We start from the raw sequence: 14,911 nt of genomic DNA on the forward strand, positions 1-14,911 counted from the left end.
CTGCCGACGTCGGCCGGCATCCGCGCTGGGACGTCGACGAGCCGAGGTGGCCGCGGGCCGCCGGCGGCCGGTCGGTGCCGAGGGTGGTCGATCGGTGACCGGATCGACCAGTCCGTGGCGTGCACTCGGCGTGTCCTGTCGAACACGCCGGGTACCGAATTACAAGTCTGGGATTCGATGTTTCGATGACTGCCGAACCGGGCCGGGCGACCACCGTGGCCCTCGGACGACATCGAGAGGCAGGCGCGTGGGCTCGAGGATCGCCGGCACGACCGTCCGCAGCAGCGAGGTCGAGCCCCCGACCACCGGCACCACCCCCCGCCCCCGCAGCACGGTGGCCCGCCGCCGTCCGGCCGCCCTGCTCGCCGCGCTCGTCGTCGGTGGCCTGGCCGCCGCGCTGATCGGCACCCAGCCGGTCTCCAGTGCCGTCGCCGACGAGCCGATCCCGGTCGCCATGCTGCTGGGCTCGGACGCCGAGGGCATGTTCGACGTCGAGATGAACCCGCAGGAGGCCATCACCGAGGTCGAGGCCCGTGCCCGCCTCGACGAGGTCGCCGCCAACCGGGCCGAGCGCGTCAAGCGGGCCCAGGAGGAGCAGGCCGCCGCCGACGCGAAGGCCGAGGCCGAGGCGGAGGCAGCCCGCCCCAAGGCCGTCGTGCCCGTGCAGAACGCCCGGATGACCACCTGCTTCTGCCAGCGCTGGGGCACCATGCACTGGGGCATCGACCTGGCCGCCCCGATGATGACGCCGGAGTACGCGGCCGAGGACGGCGTCGTGCTGCGCGCCGGCGCGGCCAGCGGCTACGGCCAGGCCGTCTACATCCTGGGCGTCAGCGGTGACGTGACCATCTACGGCCACATGGAGAAGATCCTGGTCAAGGCCGGCGACGTCGTCGAGGCCGGGGACAAGATCGCGCTGCTCGGCAGCCGTGGCCAGTCGACCGGTCCGCACCTGCACTTCGAGGTGCACAAGGGCGGCATGGACGGCAAGCGCGTCGACCCCGTGAAGTGGCTGGCCGACCGCGGCGTCGAGCTGTAGCCCGCCACGTCCGGGTGGCCCGCCGACCGGAACAGGTTCCTCGGGCAGGATGCCGGGGTGATCGACGCGCCGGCCGGGCTGCTGCGCCGGGCAGCCACCTCCGAGCTCCACCTGCCGGAGGGGGTCGGCGCGCACCTGCCCGGGACGCTGCTGGCCGTGCTGGCCGCGGTCCTCTTCGGGGTGGGGTCGGTGCTGCAGCACGAGGGCGTGGTCGCCGCCCGGCGCAGCGGCGGGCTGGGCGTGCGGTCGCTGGTCCGCCAGCGGGTGTGGGTGGCCGGGCAGTCGACGACGGTGGTCGGCAGCCTGGCGCACGTGGCGGCGCTGTCCCTCGCCCCGGTCGGGATCGTGCAGCCGGTGCTCGCCGGCGCGCTGGTGGTCGCGCTCCTGGTGCGGACCCTGCGCACCGGGCACCGGCTGGGGCGCGGGGAGCTGGCCGGTGCCTCGCTCACCGTCGCCGGGCTGGCGGTCTTCCTGGCCGCCGCGCGCCCGGCGCCGGGGGAGTCGTCGCGGCTGCCGGCGTGGCAGGCGGTGGTCGTCGCCGTGCTGCTGGTGCTGGTGGTGGTCGCGCTGGCCGCCCGGTTCGGCCACGGCAGCACGGGCGCGCTGGGCTGCGGCGTCACCGGCGGGCTGGCTGCGGGGGTGGCGGCCGTGCTGGTGTCGGCGGCGTTCAAGGTGGTCGACCAGTCCGGTCTCGGCCACGCCCTCACCGGTCCCGAGGTCGCCGGCGCGGTCGTGGCCGCGGTGGCGGCGCAGGTGGGCGCCCAGCAGGCCTACAGCCGCGGCTCGCTGTCGTGGTCGCTGCCCGCGCTGGTGGTGGTCGACCCGGCGGCCGCACTCCCGGCCGCCCGGGTGCTGCTCGGTGAGCGGCTCGAGCCCGGGCACGCGCTGGTCTGGGCGCCGGCCGGGCTGGTCGCCGTCCTGGGCATCGTGCTGCTGACCCGCAGCGAGGAGCACCCGCACCGCGAGGCGCGCGCCGGCTGACGGCTCAGGGCGTGAAGCGGTAGCCCATGCCGGGTTCGGTGTGCAGGTAGCGCGGGTGCGCCGGGTCGGGTTCGAGCTTGCGGCGCAGCTGGGCCAGGTAGACGCGCAGGTAGTTGGTCTCCCGCTCGTAGGCCGGGCCCCAGACCGACTGCAGCAGCTGCTTCTGCCCGACCAGCCGGCCCGGTGAGCGCACCAGCTCCGACAGCAGCGCCCACTCCGTGGGCGTGAGCCGCACCTGGACGCCGTCCACTCGCACCTGCTTCGCCGCCAGGTCGACGGTGAAGTGGTCGGTGACCACCTCGGCCTGCCCGGGCTCGGCCGCACCGCGGCGCACCGCGGCCCGCAGCCGGGCCAGCAGCTCGGCCATGTCGAAGGGCTTGGTGACGTAGTCGTCGGCGCCGGCGTCGAGCGCGGACACCTTGTCCTGGCTGTCGGCCCGCGCCGAGAGCACCAGCACCGGCCCGGTGAACCACGGCCGCAGGCCGGCCAGCACCTCGGTGCCGTCGAGGTCGGGCAGGCCCAGGTCGAGCACGATGACGTCGGGATGGGCGGCGGCCGCCTCCTTGAGCGCGGTGGTGCCGTCGGGGGCGGTGACCACCTCGTGCCCGGCCGCCCGCAGGCTGATCCGCAGCGCACGCAGCAGCTGGACGTCGTCGTCGACGACGAGCACCCGGCTCACGACGGCACCGCCACCGGCGCCTCGGCCAGGGCGAGGGAGACGACCATGGTGAGCCCGCCGCCGGGGGTGTCCTCAGCGGTCAGCGTCCCGCCCATGGCCTCGGTGAGCCCGCGCGCCACCGCCAGGCCGAGCCCCACACCCTGACCGGCCGGGGCGTCGCCGAGCCGCTGGAAGGGGGCGAACACCCGCTCGCGGTCGGCCGGGCGCACGCCGGGTCCGCGGTCGACGACGCGCACCTCGACCCGGCCGGCGGCCGCGCCCGTGCGCACGTCGACCGGGCCGCGGGCCGCGTGCCGGGTGGCGTTGTCGGCGAGGTTGGCGACCACCCGCTCGAGCAGGCCGGGGTCGGCCAGCGCGGGCGGGACGTCGTCGGGTGCGGTGACCCGCACCCGGGCGCGCTGCTCCTCGTCCAGCCAGGACAGTGCGGCGTGCACCACCGAGGTGAGGTCGGCCGGGGCGCTGACCGGGGTGAGGGCGCCGGACTGCAGCCGGCTCATGTCCAGCAGGTTGTCGACCAGGCCGGTGAGCCGGTCGGCGGACTCGTCGACGGTGGCGATCAGCTCGGTGCGGTCGTCGTCGGTGAGCGCCAGGTCGGTCGAGCGCAGCGCGGAGGAGGCGGCCTTGATACCGGCCAGCGGGGTGCGGAGGTCGTGGCTGACCGCGGCGAGCAGCGCGGTGCGCATGCTGTTGCCGGCCGCCAGCCGGTCGACCTCGGCGGCCTGCGCGGCCAGCCGTCCCTGCTGCAGCGCGACGGCGGCCTGCTCGGCGAAGGCCACCAGCACCCGCCGCTCGCTGGCGGGCAGGGTGCGCCCGCACAGCTGCAGGGTGAGGGCGTCGGTCACCTCGATCTCCTCGGGCTGCTCGCCGTCCGGGGCGCCGCAGGCGCCCACGGTGCGGTCGCCGTCGGCGGTCTGCTCGACCATGGTCACCGAGCGCAGCCCGAACGCCTCGCGCACCTGCTCCAGCAGCGCGGGCAGCGCCCGGTCACCGGCGAGCACCGAGCGGGAGAGCGAGGCCAGCAGCGCCGTCTCGGCGGCGGCGCGGGCCGCGGCGGTGGCCCGCCGGGCCGAGCGGTCGACGACGGTGGCCACCGCGACCGCCACGACCAGGTAGCCGGCCAGCGCCACGATGTCGTCGAGCCGGCCGATGGTGAACCGGTGCGTGGGCTGGGTGAAGAACCAGTTCTCGGCCAGCCCGCCGACGACCGCGGCCAGCACCGCCGGCAGCAGCCCGCCGACCAGCGCGACGGTGACGACGAGCAGCAGGAAGACCAGCAGCACGCTGGCCAGTGAGATGGCGGACCCGGCGGCGAGGCAGAGGGCGGTCACCGCCGGGACGCCGGCCAGCGCCAGCACGGCACCGGCCCAGCGGCGGCGGGCGGTGAGCGCGCCGGTCAGCGGTGGCAGCCGCCAGCCGCGGGAGCCGGCGGCGGAGTGGGTGACGATGTGCACGTCGATCTCACCGGAGGCGGCGATCACCTCACCGCCGATCCCGCCGCGCAGTGCGCGCGCCCAGCGGGAGCGCCGGCTGGTGCCGACGACGAGCTGGGTGGCGTCGACGCCGCGGGCGAAGTCGAGCAGCGTCGCCGCCACGTGGTCGCCGACCACCTGGTGGTAGCTGCCGCCGAGGCTCTCGACCAGCGCCCGCTGGGCCTGCAGCGACTCGGGGGAGGCACCGGCAAGGCCGTCGGAGCTCAGGACGTGGACGGCGAACAGCGCGCCGGTGCCCGAGCGACGGGCGACCCGGGCGGCGCGGCGGATCAGCGTCTCGCCCTCGGGCCCCCCGGTCAGCGCCACGACGACCCGCTCGCGGGCCTCCCAGACGTGGTCGATGTCGTGCTCGCTGCGGTAGCGCCGCAGCCCCTCGTCGACCCGGTCGGCCAGCCACAGCAGCGCCAGCTCCCGCAGCGCGGTGAGGTTGCCGACCCGGAAGTAGTTGCCCATGGCGGCGTCCACCCGCTCGGCCGGGTAGACGTTGCCGTGCGCCATCCGCCGCCGCAGCGACTCCGGCGACATGTCCACCAGCTCGACCTGGTCGGCCCGGCGCACCACCTCGTCGGGCACGGTCTCCTGCTGGACGACGCCGGTGATCTGCGCGACGACGTCGGTCAGGCTCTCCAGGTGCTGCACGTTGACGGTGCTCAGCACGCTGATGCCGGCGGCGAGCAGCTCCTCGACGTCCTGCCAGCGCTTGGCGTTGCGTGAGCCGGGGGCGTTGGTGTGCGCCAGCTCGTCGATGAATACCAGGTCCGGGCGGCGCGCCCGCACGCCGTCGACGTCCAGCTCGGTCAGGGTGACGCCGCGGTGGGTCACCTCCGCGCGAGGGACGACCTCCAGGCCCTGCACCTGCGCGAGCGTGCGCGGCCGGCCGTGGGTCTCCACCAGCCCGATGACGACGTCCTCGCCGCGGTCCCGCCGGCGGGCGGCCTCACCGAGGGCGGCGAAGGTCTTCCCGACGCCGGGGGCGGCGCCCAGGTAGATGCGCAGGGTGCCGCGGGCCATGCCCCCATGATCGTCGCGTCCGGCGCGGAGGTGGTGGCGCCGGGCGTCAGGAACGCGTCAAGACCACCCGGACGAGCTGGGGTCCTGCTGCTGCCGGGGCTCGTTCGCCCGGTACACCCACTCGATGCCGTGGGCCAGGGCCCAGCCGGTGAGCAGGAAGCCGGTCAGCTCCAGCACGCCGGCCGTCACGCCTCCGCCACCTCGCGGACCAGCGCGTCGCACGCGGGGCAGCGGTCGGTGTCGGCCGTCGTCCAGGCCAGCCCGGTGACCGCCACGAACGCGCCGCACAGCGCCAGCTCCGGCTCGCCGTCCAGCTCCTCGGCGCAGCGGTGCACCTCGACCGCGTGGTGCAGCGGGCGCGGCTGGTCGCGCCGCCAGCGGGCCGGCCAGGTGGCGCGGCAGACACCCACCACGACCGGGCAGGCGGCGAGGGTGGACGTGCGGGGGAGCGGGCGGGCGGCGGTCGTGGTCACCTGCTCAGCGTCGCCCCGCCGGCGGGGCGGGCCCAGGGCCTTGACGCGGTCCTGACGCACCCGGCGCCGTCCTTGACGCCCCACGTACGGGGTGCGCGGCAGTCGTGCTCTGCTGCCAGGACGGCAGCAGAGCACGACTGGCGGCGGGGGAGTGTCCGCCGCAGCTCGTGGCCTGCTCGCCACGGTGAGCGGAGCACGAGCTGCGGCCGGGAGGGCTGTCATGATCCGGCGGTGAGCCGGGCGAGCGAGGACTCCAACCGGCGGATGCTGCGCGCCCGCGACGCGATGGACCGCAGCTACGCCGAGCCGCTCGACACCGCCGCGCTGGCCGCGATCGCCTGCGTCTCGGAGGCCCACTTCATCCGCACGTTCAAGGCGACGTTCGGGGAGACCCCGCACCGCTACCTGCAGCGCCGCCGCGTCGAGCGGGCGATGGTGCTGCTGCGGAGCAGCGAGGAGTCCGTCACCGACATCTGCATGGCCGTCGGGTTCTCCAGCCTGGGCACCTTCAGCCGGGTGTTCGCCGCGGTCGTGGGGGAGCCGCCGAGCGTGTACCGCCGCCGCGGCCCGCTGGCCCCGGTGCCCAGCTGCTTCGGCATGCGCTGGCTGCGGCCGGCGGAGACCGCAGTTCCGGAGAAGCCGACGGGGGCCGTGCGGCCCTAGCGTCGTCGGCATGCTGAACACCATCTCGATCACCAGCCTGTACGTGCTCGACCAGGACGAGGCCCTCGACTTCTACGTCGGGAAGCTCGGCTTCGAGGTCCAGACCGACCAGCAGCTCGGGCCGATGCGCTTCCTGACCGTCGCGCTGCCCACCGACCCCGGCCACGCCGTCCTGCTGGAGCTGCCCGCGCCGCCCTCGGTCAGCCCCGAGGTCGCCGAGCAGGTGCGCGACGTCGTCTCCAAGGGCGCCGGCGGCGGGAACCTGTTCTTCACCACCGACGACGCCCACAAGACCCACGCCGAGCTGAAGGAGCGCGGCGTGGACGTCCCCGAGGAGCCGGTCGTGCAGCCCTACGGCATCGACTTCGGCCTGCGCGACCCGTTCGGCAACTCCGTCCGGGTCGCCCAGATGACGCCGCCGCCGTCGTCCTGACGGACGGCCCGGCCGCACCTAGCCGACGTGCACGTGCGGACGGCGGGTGCGGTCGGGCTCGGCCTCGCGCAGCACCTCGCGGGTGACCGGGGCGACCTCGCCGGCGCCCAGCAGCAGGAAGCGGGCGAAGTTGGCGAACGGGTTGCCCTCGGTCCACTCGAAGTAGATGTGCGGCTTGACCCCGGTGAGGTCGCGGGCCTCCAGCAGCAGCGCGGCCAGCGCGTTGGGCACCGAGGAGCTCTGCACCCGCAGCACCCGGTACTGGCCGTGCACGACGTGCCCGTGCACCGACAGCGCGCCCTCGAAGTCCGAGGGGTCGGTGACCTCGACCTCGACGAACACGACGTCGCCGTCGGGCAGGTCGTGCTCCTTGGTGGTGGCCACGAGCTTGCTGCGGTACTCGTCCTCGTCGCCGAGGCCGGGCTCGTTGGCGATGAGCCGCAGCTTGCGCCGTGAGCAGTCGCGCAGGAACAGCTGCGCCTTCTCGTCGAACTCCACGTCGGTCACCCGCAGCTCGAAGGAGCGCGAGAGCCGGGAGGCGACGGAGACGGCGATGATGCCGGCGATGAACAGGCCGCCGATCTTCAGGCCGTCGGGCCGCTCGATCACGTTGGCGACGGTCGTGTACGCGAAGATCGCCGCGATCACGGCGAAGCCGATCGTCTTGTTGCGCTCCCCGGCCCGGCGGGCGGCCAGGGTGACGGCGACGGACGCCGAGGTGATGAGCACCAGCACGCCGGTGGCGTAGGCGCCGCCCTGGGCGTCGACGTCGGCGTCGAAGAGCCAGGTGACCACGAAGGCGATGGCGGTGAGCACCAGCACCATCGGCCGGGTGGCCCGGGCCCAGCGCGGCGCCATGCCGTAGCGGGGCAGGTAGCGGGGGATGAGGTTGAGCATCCCGGCCATCGCCGAGGCGCCGGCGAACCACAGGATGCAGATGGTCGAGACGTCGTAGACCGTGCCGAAGGCGCTGCCCAGGTACTCGTGGGCGAGGTAGGCCAGTGCGCGGCCGTTGGCCTCGCCGCCGGGCTGGAACTCCTCCTGCGGGATCAGCAGCGTGGTGATGAAGCTGGTGGTCACCAGGTAGCCGCTCATGATCAGCGCGGCGGTGGTCAGCATCTTCTTGGTGCCGCGGATGCGCCCGGTGGGGCGGGCCTCGGTGTCGTCGGGGTCGCCCTGCACCAGCGGCATGACCGCGACGCCGGTCTCGAAGCCCGACAGCCCCAGCGCCAGCCGCGGGAAGACGATCAGCGCGACGCCGACCGCCATCAGCGGGTTGCTGTGCTGGGTGGTGAGCGCGGTGGTCCAGTCGCCGATCACGCCGTCGGTGGTGGCCACGTGCCACAGCCCGACCCCGACGACGACGAGGTTGAGCACCAGGTAGACCGCCACCAGCCACACCGCGACGCCGATCGCCTCGCTGAACCCGCGCAGGAACACCGCGCCCAGCAGGGCGAGCAGGAACAGGGTGATCAGCACCCGGTGGTCGCCGGTGGACTCCGGCAGCGCCGGGTTCTCCGCGATGTGCGCGGTGGCGTCGGCCGCCGACAGCGTCATGGTGATCAGGAAGTCGGTGGCGGCGAAGCCGAGCAGCACCAGCACGAAGAGCTTGCCGCGCCAGAACGGCAGCAGCCGCTCGAGCATGGCGATCGAGCCCTCGCCGCGCGGGCTCTCCCGGGCGACCCGGCGGTACACCGGCAGCGCGCCGAGCAGGGTCAGCGCGACCAGCACCAGGGTGGCCAGCGGGGAGATGACGCCGGCGGCGAGCGCGGCGATGCCCGGCTGGTAGCCGAGGGTGGAGAAGTAGTCGACGCCGGTGAGGCACATGACCTTCCACCACGGCCGGCGGTGAGCGTCGTGCGCGGGAGCGGTGTGCGGGCCGGGGTGCTCGGCGCCGCGCTGGGCGGCGTCGTCCAGCAGCCAGTCGCGCACCGGTCGGCGGCTGTCCTGTGTCGCGGTGGCCACGCCTGCTCCTCGTCAGCGGCCCGGCTGCTCCGGGCACCGCTCACCGACGCTAGGGGCCCGACGGGTGCCGGCAGGGGAGGACCGCGTCAAGATCCCGTCAAGGTCTCCGCGTGGGTGTGGTGGTGCCGCCTGACCGATCGCACGAGGACCACGACGAACAGGACGCCGACGACGACGGCCGCGACCCAGCCCGCTCCGGTCGCCACCCGCTCCCCGAGGACCCGGGCCAGCAGGATGACGGTGGTGGCCCAGGCCGTGCCGCTGACCACGATCACCGGACCGGCCAGCCGCAGCGGCACCCCCGCCCCACCGGCGACCCGGGGGGTGAGGGTGCGGGTGACCGCGACCCAGTGCGACCCGGCCATCACGGCCGCCGCGCCCACGGGGCCCTGGTGGGTCAGCCAGCTGCGGGCGGTGCGCACCACGGGCTCGACCCGGGCGCGCAGCCGGCGGTGCGAGCCCGGGTCGAGAGCCCGCCGGCCGTGGCCCCGGCGCCAGCCGGTCAGCGCCCCACTGACGCTGGCCGTGGCGGCCACCGCGATGGGCACCGCCGGGTGCCAGCCGGAGGCGGCGGACCACAGCCCGAGCACCACCAGCGTCGTCGTCCCGGGCATCAGCAGCCCGACCAGCAGGCTGCTCTCCACCGCCAGCACGACGGCCGCGACGCCGAGCACCACGACGGCCGGCCAGTCGCCGACGTGGTCCAGGACAGCGCGGAGCATGCCCCGACCCTTCCCCGATCACGGCCGGCGAACCAGGCCCTGCCGGTCCTGTGAGCGGGGGCACACGGTCGGCGTCCGGCGTCAGGGCGGCGTCAAGGACGCCGTCCGCCCGCGTCAGGGAACCGTCAAGACCGGGTGCAGGGCGCTCGAGCGCTCCTAGCGTCGCCGGCTGCGAGGTGGACGACGACGGGTCGTCCGCGCTGATGCGGATGAAGGTGCTCACGACGTGACCGACGTGGTCTACGTGCTCCTCACGCTGGCGGTCTTCGGGCTGCTGGCGCTGGCTGTGCGCGGGGTGGAGAAGCTGTGACCTGGGTCGGACTCGCGGTCGCGGCGGCGCTGGTGCTCTACCTGCTCGCGTCGCTGCTGTTCCCGGAGCGGTTCTGATGAGCGCCACCGCAGCCGGCTGGCTGCAGGTCCTCCTGCTGGTGGTGGCGCTGGTCGTCGTCCACCGGCCGCTGGGCGACTGGATGGCGAAGGTGTTCACCAGCCCGCGGCACGGCCGGGTGGAGAAGGTGGTCTACCGGGCGGTCGGCGTGGACGCCGACACCGAGCAGCGCTGGCCCACCTACCTGCGCAGCGTGCTGGCGTTCTCGCTGGTGTCGGTGCTCTTCCTCTACCTGCTCCAGCGGCTGCAGTCGGTGCTGCCGTGGAGCAACGACATGGCGCCGGTCGAGTCCGGCTCGGCGTGGAACACCGCGGTCAGCTTCGTGACCAACACGAACTGGCAGGGCTACTCGGGTGAGTCGACGATGGGCCACCTGGTCCAGATGGCCGGCCTCGCGGTGCAGAACTTCGTCTCGGCCGCGGTGGGTCTGGCCGTGGCGGTGGCGCTGGTGCGCGGGTTCGCCCGCACCCGCACCGACCGGCTGGGCAACTTCTGGGTCGACCTGACCCGCGCGGTCACCCGCATCCTGCTGCCGCTGTCGGTGCTGGCGGCGATCGTGCTGGTGCTCGGCGGCCTGGTGCAGAACCTCTCGGCCGGCACCGACGCGACCACGCTGTCGGGTGCGAGCCAGTTCATCCCCGGCGGGCCGGTGGCCTCCCAGGAGGCGATCAAGCAGCTGGGCACCAACGGCGGCGGCTTCTACAACGCCAACTCCGCGCACCCCTTCGAGGGCCCCAGCGCCTGGACGTCGCTGTTCGAGGTCTTCCTCATGCTGGTCATCCCCTTCTCCCTGCCGCGCACGTTCGGCCGGATGGTGGGGGACAAGCGGCAGGGTCTGGCGATCGTCGCCGTCATGGCCACGCTGGCCTCGGCGTCGCTGGCGCTGAACAGCTGGGCGCAGGCCCGCGCCGGCGGTGCTGCACTGCAGCTGGCGGGGGCGGCGACCGAGGGCCAGGAGGTGCGCTTCGGCGGACCCCTGTCGGCACTGTTCGGGACGGCGACCACGCTCACCTCGACCGGCGCGGTCAACTCGCTGCACGACAGCTACACGCCGGCCGGCGGGCTGCTGACGATGTTCAACATGATGCTGGGCGAGGTCGCGCCCGGCGGTGTCGGCTCGGGCCTCTACGGGATGCTCGTGCTCGCCGTCATCGCCGTCTTCGTCGCCGGGCTGATGGTCGGACGCACCCCGGAGTACCTGGGCAAGAAGCTCGGACGCCGGGAGATGACCCTGGCCTCCCTCTACGTGCTCACCACCCCGGCGATCGTGCTGATCGGCACCGCGGTCGCCATGGCCACCGACGCCGGCCGCAGCTCGATGCTCAACGACGGCCCGCACGGCCTGAGCGAGGTGCTCTACGCGTTCACCTCGGCCGGCAACAACAACGGCTCGGCGTTCGCCGGGCTGAGCGCGAACACGCCGTTCTACAACACCGCCCTCGGGTTGGCGATGGCCTTCGGCCGGTTCATCCCGATCGTGCTGGTGCTCGCGCTGGCCGGCCGGCTCGCCCAGCAGGGCCGGACGCCGGCCACCGCCGGGACCCTGCCCACCCACCAGGTGCTGTTCGTCGGGCTGCTGTCCGCCGTTGTCCTGGTCGTCGTCGGGCTCACGTACTTCCCCGTTCTCTCCCTCGGACCCATCGCAGAAGGACTGTCATGACCGCGACGCTCGAACGACCTCCCGTCGAGTCGCGCCCGCAGCAACGGGCCAGCATCGAGTGGGGCCCCGCCCTGGTCGGGGCGGTGCGCAAGCTCGACCCGCGCGGCCTGGTGCGCCAGCCCGTCGTGTTCGTGGTGTGGGTCGGCTCGGTGTTCTCCACCGTGCTGGCGATCACCGACCCGTCGCTGTTCGGCTGGCTGATCGCGGCCTGGCTGTGGCTGACCGTGCTGTTCGCCAACATCGCCGAGGCCGTCGCCGAGGGCCGCGGCAAGGCGCAGGCGGCGAGCCTGCGCAACGCCCGCACCAGCACCGTCGCCGTCCTCGAGGACGGTACCGAGGTGCCCGCCCCGGACCTGAAGCCCGGGATGCGCGTCGTGGTCGTGGCCGGGCAGGTCGTGCCCGGGGACGGCGACGTCGTCGAGGGCATCGCCAGCGTCGACGAGTCGGCGATCACCGGGGAGTCCGCGCCGGTGATCCGCGAGTCCGGCGGTGACCGCTCGGCGGTGACCGGCGGGACGACGGTGCTGAGCGACCGGATCGTCGTCCAGATCACCAGCAAGCCGGGGGAGACGTTCGTCGACCGGATGATCGCGCTGGTCGAGGGGGCGTCCCGGCAGCGGACGCCGAACGAGATCGCGCTGAACATCCTGCTCAGCTCGCTGACGATCGTGTTCCTGCTGGCCGTGGTGACGCTGCAGCCGCTGGCCATCTACTCCGGTGCCGAGCAGTCGATGACCGTGCTGATCGCGCTGGTGGTCTGCCTGATCCCGACCACGATCGGTGCGCTGCTGTCGGCGATCGGCATCGCCGGCATGGACCGGCTCGTGCAGCGCAACGTGCTGGCGATGAGCGGCCGCGCAGTCGAGGCGGCCGGTGACGTGAACACCCTGCTGCTGGACAAGACCGGCACGATCACCCTCGGCAACCGGCAGGCGGCGGAGTTCGTCCCGGTCGGCGACGCGTCGCTGGCCGAGGTCACCGAGGCGGCGCAGCTGGCCTCACTGTCCGACGAGACGCCCGAGGGCCGCAGCATCGTGGGGCTGGCCGGGCTGGGGGAGCGGGACACCGGTGGGGCCGAGTTCGTGCCGTTCACCGCGCAGACCCGGATGAGCGGCGTCGACCTGCCCGACGGCCGGCAGCTGCGCAAGGGCGCGGCCGGTGCGGTGCAGAACTGGGTGCGCTCGCTCGACGGCGCCGTCCCGCCGGACGTCGCCGCCGTGGTCGATCGCATCGCCGCCTCGGGCGGGACGCCGCTGCTGCTCGCCAGCGCCTCTGGGGGCACGGCCCGCGTGCTGGGCGTCATCCACCTCAAGGACGTGGTGAAGCCCGGCATGAAGGAGCGCTTCGACGAGCTCCGCCGGATGGGCATCCGCACCGTGATGATCACCGGCGACAACGAGCGGACGGCGCGGGCGATTGCGGCGGAGGCCGGCATCGACGACGTCCTGGCCGAGGCGACGCCGGAGGACAAGCTGGCGCTGATCGTCAAGGAGCAGGACGGCGGCCGGCTGGTCGCGATGACCGGTGACGGCACGAACGACGCACCGGCGCTGGCCCAGGCCGACGTCGGGGTGGCCATGAACACCGGGACGTCGGCGGCGAAGGAGGCCGGCAACATGGTCGACCTCGACTCCGACCCGACGAAGCTGATCGAGATCGTGGAGATCGGCAAGCAGCTGCTCATCACCCGCGGGTCGCTGACCACGTTCTCCATCGCCAACGACCTGGCCAAGTACTTCGCGATCCTGCCCGCCATGTTCGCCGGGGTCTTCCCGGGGCTGGACACGCTCAACGTGATGCGGCTGGCCTCGCCGGAGTCGGCGATCCTGTCGGCGGTCGTCTTCAACGCGCTGATCATCGTGGCGCTGGTGCCGCTGGCGCTGCGCGGCGTGAAGTACCGGGCGACCTCGGCGTCGGCGATGTTGCGCCGCAACCTGCTGGTCTACGGCGTCGGCGGCGTGGTGCTGCCGTTCGTCGGGATCAAGCTCATCGACCTGCTCGTCTCTCTGATCCCCGGGATCGCGTGATGCCCACTCTGCGTTCTGGCCGCCAGTTGGTGGCCGCCGTCCGTGCCGTCCTCCTCGCCACCGTGGTGCTGGGGCTGGTCTACCCGCTGGTCATGCTCGGCATCGCCCAGGTCATCCGCCCCGGCGGCGCCGACGGGTCGCTCGTGACCCGCGACGGCACCGTGGTCGGGTCGTCGTTGATCGGCCAGGCGTTCGTGTCCGCCTCCGGGGACGCGCTGCCGCAGTACTTCCAGTCCCGGCCCTCGGCGTCGGACTACGACGGCGCGGCGTCGGGTGGGTCGAACCTGGGGCCGAACTCGGCCGACCTGGTCGACGCGATCACCGAGCGGCAGTCGCAGGTGGCGGCCTTCAACGGCGTGATGCCGGCCGACGTGCCGGCGGACGCGGTGACGGCGTCGGCGTCCGGGCTGGACCCGGGCATCTCACCGGCCTACGCGGCGCTGCAGGTGACCCGGGTGGCTGCTGCCCGTGGGGCTGCTGCTGGGGACGTCTCGGCGCTGGTGGACGGGGCCACGCACGGCCGGGACCTGGGCTTCATCGGTGCGCCGTACGTCAACGTGCTGGAGCTCAACCTGGCCCTGGACGAGCGGTTCGGCACCGCGGGCTGACGACACGGCGCCCGGCGGGGGACCCCCTCCGTCGGGCGCCGTTCACCCTGTTGTACTGTTCTCCACGGCTCGGACACACCAGACCGAGTCGCAAGGGGCTGTGGCGCAGCTGGTAGCGCACCACACTGGCAGTGTGGGGGTCAGGGGTTCGAGTCCCCTCAGCTCCACTCTTGATCAGGCCGTTCTCCATTCGGAGGGCGGCCTGACTCGTCTCTGGTTGCAGATCGCCTACCTTCACTTGCGAGTAGCAGGGCCCATCCTCTGCCCGGCCGGAAGGGCGAGGGCCTACATCTCGGCACTGTTGTGATTCAGGGTCTGGGCATTGAGCTGCGGCCGAGCAGTTCGTCGCAATCTGCGGCTGCGTGTTGACCCCTAGCGGCCGTCCTACGGTGGCGTACTGGCCGTCGCTTAGCCGGAGCTGCCCGGCCCCTCCTGACGGCGGGGAGCTCTACACAGTTGTTGTAGCCGGTTCTCCCAACACTTGCCCGGCAACTGAGCTCGAGGTGGTCTCGGTCGCAGCTACCTAGCGGGTCGCGTAGTCCAGCGTCGGGGGATCGCTCCCGTCCCAATCGAGGAACCAGACCTCGTTGACACGGCGACGGAACGGCTGGTGAGCGCCAAGCGTCCATCTCCCGCACGTGACCGGGCTGAAGTCATGTTGCAACGGCGGGCCGGACCGACCGGCAGGTGACGTAAACGACCGATGCATTCGTGGCGAAGTCCCTGCGGTGGGGGAGCCGTCGCGGGCGGGGGCGATGACGGCGGGCGCTTG

The 14,911-nt window shown here is 73.5% G+C and carries 14 protein-coding genes and 1 tRNA gene; 9 read left to right on the top strand and 6 right to left on the bottom strand.

The annotated features are described in order from the left end of the window. The first annotated feature begins 247 nt into the window (after positions 1-247). Both KUM42_RS15810 and KUM42_RS15815 read left to right on the top strand, forming a co-directional pair. Positions 248-1,039, top strand: coding sequence for a M23 family metallopeptidase (locus KUM42_RS15810; protein ID WP_237493483.1), 792 nt, complete (start codon positions 248-250; stop codon positions 1,037-1,039). A 57-nt stretch (positions 1,040-1,096) separates the two neighbouring features. Next, positions 1,097-2,020: a DMT family transporter gene (locus KUM42_RS15815; protein WP_237493484.1), complete on the top strand. Its 924-nt coding sequence runs from the start codon at positions 1,097-1,099 to the stop codon at positions 2,018-2,020. A 4-nt stretch (positions 2,021-2,024) separates the two neighbouring features. Here the strand turns inward: KUM42_RS15815 and KUM42_RS15820 are convergent, their stop codons facing one another. Genes KUM42_RS15820 through KUM42_RS15830 form a run of 4 tightly spaced genes read right to left on the bottom strand, consistent with a single transcriptional unit; the run spans position 2,025 to position 5,673 of the window. Beyond that, entirely contained in the window at positions 2,025-2,699 is a 675-nt protein-coding gene (locus KUM42_RS15820; RefSeq protein WP_237493485.1) for a response regulator, read from the bottom strand. Continuing rightward, complete coding sequence (locus tag KUM42_RS15825; protein ID WP_237493486.1) at positions 2,696-5,200, bottom strand: ATP-binding protein; 2,505 nt, start codon at positions 5,198-5,200, stop codon at positions 2,696-2,698. The genes KUM42_RS15820 and KUM42_RS15825 overlap by 4 nt, the downstream gene beginning before the upstream one ends. Positions 5,201-5,257: 57 nt before the next feature. Further along, entirely contained in the window at positions 5,258-5,389 is a 132-nt protein-coding gene (locus tag KUM42_RS20190) for a hypothetical protein (RefSeq protein WP_255557513.1), read from the bottom strand. Then, a complete protein-coding gene (locus tag KUM42_RS15830; RefSeq protein ID WP_237493487.1) occupies positions 5,386-5,673 on the bottom strand; it encodes a hypothetical protein in 288 nt (95 codons plus the stop codon). The genes KUM42_RS20190 and KUM42_RS15830 overlap by 4 nt, the downstream gene beginning before the upstream one ends. A gap of 231 nt (positions 5,674-5,904) precedes the next feature. On the opposite strand from KUM42_RS15830, the gene KUM42_RS15835 reads away from it, so the two are divergent. Continuing rightward, entirely contained in the window at positions 5,905-6,336 is a 432-nt protein-coding gene (locus KUM42_RS15835; protein WP_237493488.1) for a helix-turn-helix domain-containing protein, read from the top strand. Between the two features lie 10 nt (positions 6,337-6,346). Next, positions 6,347-6,769, top strand: coding sequence for a VOC family protein (locus tag KUM42_RS15840; protein ID WP_237493489.1), 423 nt, complete (start codon positions 6,347-6,349; stop codon positions 6,767-6,769). A gap of 18 nt (positions 6,770-6,787) precedes the next feature. Here the strand turns inward: KUM42_RS15840 and KUM42_RS15845 are convergent, their stop codons facing one another. Then, the gene (locus tag KUM42_RS15845) at positions 6,788-8,734 is read right to left on the bottom strand and encodes an amino acid transporter (protein WP_237493490.1); all 1,947 of its coding nucleotides are present in this window, start codon (positions 8,732-8,734) and stop codon (positions 6,788-6,790) included. Between the two features lie 86 nt (positions 8,735-8,820). After that, positions 8,821-9,456 carry a DedA family protein gene (locus KUM42_RS15850; RefSeq protein ID WP_237493491.1) on the bottom strand — a complete coding sequence of 212 codons (636 nt, stop codon included), beginning with the start codon at positions 9,454-9,456 and terminating at the stop codon, positions 8,821-8,823. Between the two features lie 306 nt (positions 9,457-9,762). Between KUM42_RS15850 and kdpF the strand changes: the two genes are divergently transcribed. The 5 genes from kdpF (at position 9,763) to KUM42_RS15870 (ending at position 14,306) form a co-directional block, all read left to right on the top strand. Next, positions 9,763-9,843: a K(+)-transporting ATPase subunit F gene (gene kdpF, locus KUM42_RS20430; protein ID WP_370629363.1), complete on the top strand. Its 81-nt coding sequence runs from the start codon at positions 9,763-9,765 to the stop codon at positions 9,841-9,843. Beyond that, positions 9,843-11,504 (top strand): potassium-transporting ATPase subunit KdpA, encoded by a 1,662-nt coding sequence (kdpA, locus tag KUM42_RS15855; protein ID WP_237493492.1) that lies wholly within the window; start codon positions 9,843-9,845, stop codon positions 11,502-11,504. The genes kdpF and kdpA overlap by 1 nt, the downstream gene beginning before the upstream one ends. Further along, positions 11,501-13,531, top strand: a complete 2,031-nt coding sequence (gene kdpB / locus KUM42_RS15860; protein ID WP_237493493.1) for a potassium-transporting ATPase subunit KdpB — start codon at positions 11,501-11,503, stop codon at positions 13,529-13,531. Before kdpA ends, kdpB begins: the two co-directional genes overlap by 4 nt. Beyond that, entirely contained in the window at positions 13,531-14,139 is a 609-nt protein-coding gene (kdpC, locus tag KUM42_RS15865) for a potassium-transporting ATPase subunit KdpC (RefSeq protein WP_237493494.1), read from the top strand. Before kdpB ends, kdpC begins: the two co-directional genes overlap by 1 nt. A gap of 94 nt (positions 14,140-14,233) precedes the next feature. After that, positions 14,234-14,306: transfer RNA gene (locus tag KUM42_RS15870), tRNA-Ala, on the top strand. The last annotated feature ends 605 nt before the right edge of the window (positions 14,307-14,911 follow it).

The sequence above is a fragment of the Modestobacter sp. L9-4 genome (assembly GCF_019112525.1).
In the GTDB taxonomy this organism is placed as follows: Bacteria; Actinomycetota; Actinomycetes; order Mycobacteriales; family Geodermatophilaceae; genus Modestobacter.